This is a genomic window from Pseudomonas sp. LRF_L74 (genome assembly GCF_965644255.1).
Lineage (GTDB): Bacteria > Pseudomonadota > Gammaproteobacteria > Pseudomonadales > Pseudomonadaceae > Aquipseudomonas.
This window is the reverse complement of the sequence record NZ_CBFFRH010000001.1, coordinates 1,046,983-1,053,048: the sequence shown is the minus strand read 5'-3', so window position 1 is coordinate 1,053,048 and position 6,066 is coordinate 1,046,983. Positions and strand designations below refer to the sequence as shown.

General features: G+C 59.0%; 6 protein-coding genes. 4 read left to right on the top strand and 2 right to left on the bottom strand.

Annotation, left to right across the window (positions count from 1 at the left end; genetic code table 11):
* Positions 1-184 precede the first annotated feature (184 nt).
* The gene (gene tyrS, locus ACSZPK_RS04855) at positions 185-1,384 is read right to left on the bottom strand and encodes a tyrosine--tRNA ligase (protein WP_437880245.1); all 1,200 of its coding nucleotides are present in this window, start codon (positions 1,382-1,384) and stop codon (positions 185-187) included.
* 176 nt (positions 1,385-1,560) lie between these two features.
* Between tyrS and ACSZPK_RS04850 the strand changes: the two genes are divergently transcribed.
* Complete coding sequence (locus ACSZPK_RS04850; protein ID WP_437880244.1) at positions 1,561-2,955, top strand: peptidoglycan DD-metalloendopeptidase family protein; 1,395 nt, start codon at positions 1,561-1,563, stop codon at positions 2,953-2,955.
* Between the two features lie 2 nt (positions 2,956-2,957).
* A complete protein-coding gene (locus tag ACSZPK_RS04845; protein WP_437880243.1) occupies positions 2,958-4,046 on the top strand; it encodes an anhydro-N-acetylmuramic acid kinase in 1,089 nt (362 codons plus the stop codon).
* Positions 4,047-4,093: 47 nt separating this feature from the next.
* On the opposite strand, the gene erpA is transcribed toward ACSZPK_RS04845, so the two are convergent.
* Positions 4,094-4,444 carry an iron-sulfur cluster insertion protein ErpA gene (gene erpA, locus ACSZPK_RS04840; protein ID WP_437880242.1) on the bottom strand — a complete coding sequence of 117 codons (351 nt, stop codon included), beginning with the start codon at positions 4,442-4,444 and terminating at the stop codon, positions 4,094-4,096.
* 205 nt (positions 4,445-4,649) lie between these two features.
* Here erpA and hemJ point away from each other — a divergent pair, with 205 nt between their 5' ends.
* Together hemJ and ACSZPK_RS04830 are read left to right on the top strand one after the other, a co-directional pair.
* Positions 4,650-5,069: a protoporphyrinogen oxidase HemJ gene (gene hemJ / locus ACSZPK_RS04835; RefSeq protein ID WP_437880241.1), complete on the top strand. Its 420-nt coding sequence runs from the start codon at positions 4,650-4,652 to the stop codon at positions 5,067-5,069.
* A 17-nt stretch (positions 5,070-5,086) separates the two neighbouring features.
* On the top strand, positions 5,087-6,034 hold the full coding sequence (locus ACSZPK_RS04830; RefSeq protein ID WP_437880240.1) for an NAD(P)H-dependent flavin oxidoreductase: 948 nt from the start codon (positions 5,087-5,089) through the stop codon (positions 6,032-6,034).
* Positions 6,035-6,066: the final 32 nt, after the last annotated feature.

Sequence of the window (6,066 nt, the reverse complement as noted above, 5' to 3'; positions counted from 1 at the left end):
CCGAACCACCAACAGGATCAAACCACCACCCTGCCAGCGCGGCGCATTCTACTCGAATTCGCCGTCCGTGCAACCTGGAAACACCTATAACCAACTGATTAACAAGGAGTTTTAAGATCAGGCCGCGCCGGAAGTGGCGCGAATTATAGGCACATCAATACTGGCGTCAACTGTTTTTTGGGGCTCATTCATGTTTCAAGGTAACGCGGGCAAAAGCTTTCTTTCCCGCCTGGCATACATGAGTAGCACCAAGCTTGAACAGGAACCCGCGATCCACCACCTCGCCATCCACACGAACGCTTCCCGCGCCCAGCAAGTCCCTGGCTGCAGCAGCATTCTTGACCAAACCAGCCTTATTAAGGACAGAAGAGATCAACAGGTCTTCAGCGGAAGACAGCTCGACCTCTGGCAAGTCTTCCGGAACCTCGCCATCCCTCATGCGGTTACCAGCAGCCTTATGGGCATTGGCCGCAGCCTCTTCACCGTGGAAGCGCGCCACCAACTCCTCGGCCAGCTTGATCTTGATGTCACGCGGATTCGCGCCACGCTCGACATCGGCCCGGAACTGATTGATCTCTTCCATGGGACGGAAGCTCAACAATTCGAAATAGCGCCACATCAGCGCGTCAGGCATTGATACCAGCTTGTTGTACATGACTCCTGGCGCTTCCTGGATGCCCACATAGTTGCCAAGCGACTTGGACATCTTCTTGACGCCATCCAGCCCTTCCAACAACGGCATGGTGACTATGCACTGTGATTCCTGACCATAGGCTCGCTGGAGCTCGCGCCCCATCAGCAGATTGAATTTCTGATCGGTACCACCCAGTTCCACGTCCGCCTTAAGGGCGACCGAGTCATACCCCTGCACCAATGGATAAAGGAACTCATGGATAGCGATGGGCTGATTACTGGCATAGCGCTTATCGAAGTCATCACGCTCCAGCATGCGCGCCACCGTGTATTGCGAGGCAAGGCGAATGAAATCAGCAGGACTGAGCATGTCCATCCACGTTGAGTTGAACGCGACCTCGGTCCTGGCCGGATCAAGGATCTTGAAGACTTGCGCCTTGTATGTCTCAGCGTTATCGAGAACCTGCTCGCGAGTCAGCGGCGGGCGAGTCGCACTCTTGCCACTGGGATCTCCGATCATGCCGGTGAAGTCACCGATAAGGAACACAACCTGATGGCCCAGTTCCTGGAACTGGCGCAGCTTATTAATAAGCACCGTGTGCCCCAGGTGCAGATCAGGCGCGGTCGGGTCAAAGCCGGCCTTGATACGCAACGGCTGACCACGTTTGAGCTTTTCGATCAGCTCTGCCTCAACCAGCACTTCCTCCGCGCCACGCTTGATCAGCGCCAGTTGCTCTTCCACAGACTTCATGACCGGACTCTCTGCCCCCGAGGTTAAAAAGGAGCCAACCATACAAGATCATTGCCCAAATACAAGCAGCGACAGATGCGACCATTCGACCAACGTGGAACCCTTAGGGTTGCCTATAGATAATTTTGATTATATTTTAAGCAGTTAATGCACTCTTCAAAGAAACGCCTTAAGCCATGACCCAACCCGATTCCAAAGTGCCTATCTACCCGAAGAGCCACCTGCTGGCGGCCAGCGGCGTAGCAGCACTACTGAGCCTGGCCTTGCTGGTGTTCCCGACACGTGAAGTCGAGGCGAAGAAAACCTACCTGAGTCTCGACCTGGGCAATAGCGCTGAGCAATCTCAGGAGCCTGCCCCACTTGCCATCGAGCCAAGCGAAGACACCCCACCGTTCGCCAAGAACGACTTACAGCCCCCCCCTCAAGAAAGTGCAGATGCCACGGTGGCCGAGCCCGTCGTGGAGAATCCGCTGCAGAAGTCGGTTTCCGTCGGCAATGGCGACACGCTGTCGACGATGTTCTCCAAGGTTGGTCTCAACGCAAACGATCTGCATATAGCGCTGGGCAGCAGCAAGGACGCCAAGCAGTTCAGTCGCCTCAAGGTCGGCCAGGTACTTGATTTCACCCTGGCTACCGACGGCAAACTGGACAAGCTCAGCAGCAAGGTCAGCAACCTCGAAACGATCACCCTGAGCCGGAACGATGCTGGCTACAGCTTCAAGCGCGAACTGATCAAACCGGATGTGCACTCTTCCTACGCGCACGGCGTGATCAAAAGCTCGCTGTTCGTTTCGGCCAAACGCGCCGGCCTCTCCCATAACCTCACCATGGACCTGGCCAACGTATTCGGCTATGACATCGACTTCGCCCTCGATATCAGGGAAGGCGATGAGTTCGAGGTTATCTACGAAAAACACGTGGTCGACGGCAAGGAAGTGGCTAGCGGCGATATTCTTGCAGCGCGCTTCACCAACCGTGGCAAGACCTATACCGCAGTCCGCTATACCAGCAAACAAGGCAACACCAGTTACTACACCGCTGATGGCAACAGTATGCGCAAGGCATTCATTCGCACGCCCGTGGACTTCGCCCGCATCAGCTCACGCTTCTCCCTTGGCAGGCAGCACCCGATCCTGAACAAGATTCGTGCGCACAAAGGTGTCGACTATGCCGCACCTCGCGGCACGCCGATCAAGGCCGCGGGCGATGGAAAAGTGATTCTCGCCGGTCGCCGTGGCGGCTACGGCAATGCCGTAATCATCCAGCACGGCAGTAGCTACCGAACGCTGTATGGACATATGCAGGGGTTTGCCAAGGGCATCAGTACCGGCACCTCGGTCAAGCAGGGCCAGATCATTGGCTATATCGGCACCACCGGCCTTTCCACCGGGCCACACCTGCACTACGAGTTCCAGGTCAACGGCGTGCATGTCGACCCGCTCAGCCAGAAGCTGCCGATGGCCGACCCGATCGCTCGCAACGAGAAACAACGCTTCATGCAGCTCAGCCAACCGTTGATGGCGCGTATGGACCAGGAAAAGGCCACGCAACTGGCTTCGAGCCGTAACTGAGCATGGCGCTCTATATCGGAGTGATGTCCGGCACCAGCCTCGACGGCCTGGACATCGCCCTGATCGAGCAGGCTCAACGAACCAAGCTGCTCGCCACCCACTACATTCCCATGCCCGATGCATTGCGCTCAGAGCTGCTGGGCCTTTGCAGCCCTGGTGCAGACGAAATCGCCCGGTCAGCCGAAGCAGAAAACCGCTGGGCCACTCTCGCCGCCGCCGGTATTTCCCAACTGCTACAGAAAGAAAAACTCGACGCCAGCCAGATTCGCGCAATCGGCAGCCATGGCCAGACGATCCGCCATGAGCCACTTCGCCGGTTCACCACCCAGATCGGCAACCCCGCGCTGCTTGTCGAACTCACGGGTATCGCTGTCGTGGCGGACTTCCGCCGACGTGACGTGGCCGCAGGCGGGCAAGGCGCCCCGCTGGTTCCAGCGTTCCACGACGCGCTCTTCTCCCATCCGTCACGCCGTCGCGCCATTCTCAATATCGGCGGCTTCAGCAACCTGAGCCTTCTCGTGCCGGAGCAAGAGGTTCGGGGCTTCGATTGCGGTCCCGGCAATGTCTTGATGGATGCCTGGATCCTGCGCCACGCAGGCAAACACTACGACAGCGGCGGCCAGTGGGCTGCGGGGGGCACCCTCGCCCCTCAATTGCTGGAACGCCTGAGTGACGACCCGTTCTTCAAGGCCAAAGGCCCAAAGAGCACCGGCCGGGAGCTTTTCAACCTCGATTGGCTGGACCATCACCTGAATGGCCTGCAGATTGCGCCGCAAGACGTTCAGCGCACACTGCTGGAGCTGACCGCACTCAGTATTACCGACTCACTCAAGCATGCCTTGCCGCAGGTCGAAGAGGTTCTGGTCTGCGGCGGAGGAGCCCACAATGACGCACTCATGGCGCGTCTGCAGGCTTACCTGCCAGGTTGCCTGGTAGGCAGCACCCGTGAGGCAGGCATCGACCCCGACTGGATCGAAGCCATGGCATTCGCCTGGCTCGCCTACTGCTGCCTGGAGGGCCTGCCCGGCAATCGCCCTAGCGTGACGGCGGCAAAAGGCTCTCGGATACTGGGCGCCATTTACCCAGCATGAATGAAAAGGCCGCGCATCGGCGCGGCCTCTCTGATTCTTTCGTGCGCTCAGATCGAGAAAGATGAGCCACAGCCACAGGTCGTGGTCGCATTGGGGTTCTTGATCACGAAGCGGGATCCTTCCAGGCCTTCCTGATAATCGACCTCGGCACCTGCCAAGTACTGGAAGCTCATCGGATCGACGACCAGGCTGACACCTTCGCGTTCGATGATGGTGTCATCATCAGCCACGTCCTCATCGAATGTGAAGCCGTACTGGAACCCCGAGCAACCGCCACCAGTGACGAACACGCGCAGCTTCAGACGAGGATTGCCCTCTTCGTCCACCAGGTTCTTCACTTTATTGGCCGCCCCTTGGGTGAAAAGCAAAGGAGTGGGGGTGAAGGTTTCAACGCTCATCGTGTGGTTCTCCCGGCGCCAGGCGCCCTGCTACATGTCGCTGCGCAGAATTATCCGCTTGCCCTACCGGGCTGGTCAACTAAACGCCGCCGGTCTGGCGGGCAAAGATGATAGGCCTCGCCGCACCGGCAGGCCAGGCCGGAGGTGACGCCTGGGCGGGCCTTCACTACTATCGCGGCTTCATCCCCCCCCCTCGGGAGCATTCATGCTGTATGTCAAAGCCCTGCATATCATTGCCATGGTTTGCTGGTTTGCAGGCTTGTTCTACCTGCCCAGGCTCTTCGTCTACCACGCGATGAGCGAGGACAACGTAAGCCGCGAACGCTTCTGCATCATGGAACGCAAGCTGTATCGCGGCATCATGACGCCCTCCATGCTGGCGACGATCGGCCTGGGCGGCTATCTGCTCTACCTCAATCCTTATTGGCTGCAGATGGGTTGGTTGCACATCAAGCTGCTGCTCGTCGCCATACTCATCGGCTATCACCACATGTGCGGTGCCCAGATGAAGCGTTTCGCTCGTGGCGAGAATCCACGCAGCCATATCTTTTATCGCTGGTTCAACGAAATACCCGTAGTGTTCCTGCTGGCCATCGTTCTGCTGGTGGTGGTCAAACCCTTCTAACGCACGAGGTCCTCGCCATGTCGCTGCCCGCCCTGCTGAATAATCTGCGCTTGCCAATCGTTGCCTCGCCGATGTTTCTGGTATCGACCCCGAAGCTCGTGCTCGCCTGTTGCAATCAAGGCATCGTTGGCAGCTTTCCCGCGCTCAACCAGCGGGATGGCCATGGCTTCGAGGCATGGCTCGCAGAGATCGAAAGCGGCCTGACCTCGAACGCAGCACCTTACGCGGTGAACCTGATCGTGCATGACAGCAACCCGCGCCTTGATGCCGACCTGCAACGTTGCGTGGACCATCGCGTCCCTATCGTCATCACCAGCCTGGGGGCAGCGAAAGAAGTGGTAGATGCCGTGCACGCTTACGGCGGCCTGGTATTTCATGATGTCACCACCCGCCGTCATGCAGAGAAAGCGGCGCAGGCAGGCGTGGACGGGCTGATTGCCGTCGCAGCCGGTGCCGGCGGCCATGCCGGCACCTGGAGCCCCTTTGCCCTGGTCGCCGAGATCCGCCAATTCTTCGACAAGACCGTATTGCTTGCCGGCGCACTCACCACGGGCCACCAGGTCCTTGCCGCGCAGATGCTCGGTGCCGACCTCGCCTATATGGGCACTCGCTTCATCGCCACCCGGGAGAGTGGCGCCGAGGATGCCTATAAAGCGATGATTCTCTCCGCCCAGGCCGCTGACATCGTGCACACTCCTGCCGTCTCCGGCGTGCCCGCGAGCTTCATGCGCCAGAGCCTGGAAAGCGCCGGTTATGACCTGGCCCGCCTGCGCGATCCGGGTGTCGGCAAACTCAAGCCGCTGGACGAGGAGGCCAAGGCCTGGAAGAGCGTCTGGTCCGCCGGCCAGGGCGTCGGTGGCATCGACGACGTGCCGAAAGTTGGGGAACTGATCGCACGTATTGATCGAGAGTATCGAGAAGCACACACGCAAGCTGGACAGCTCGCCCATCATTGGCCACGCTAGCCGCCAATCTGCCACCAGCCCATAGACAGGGA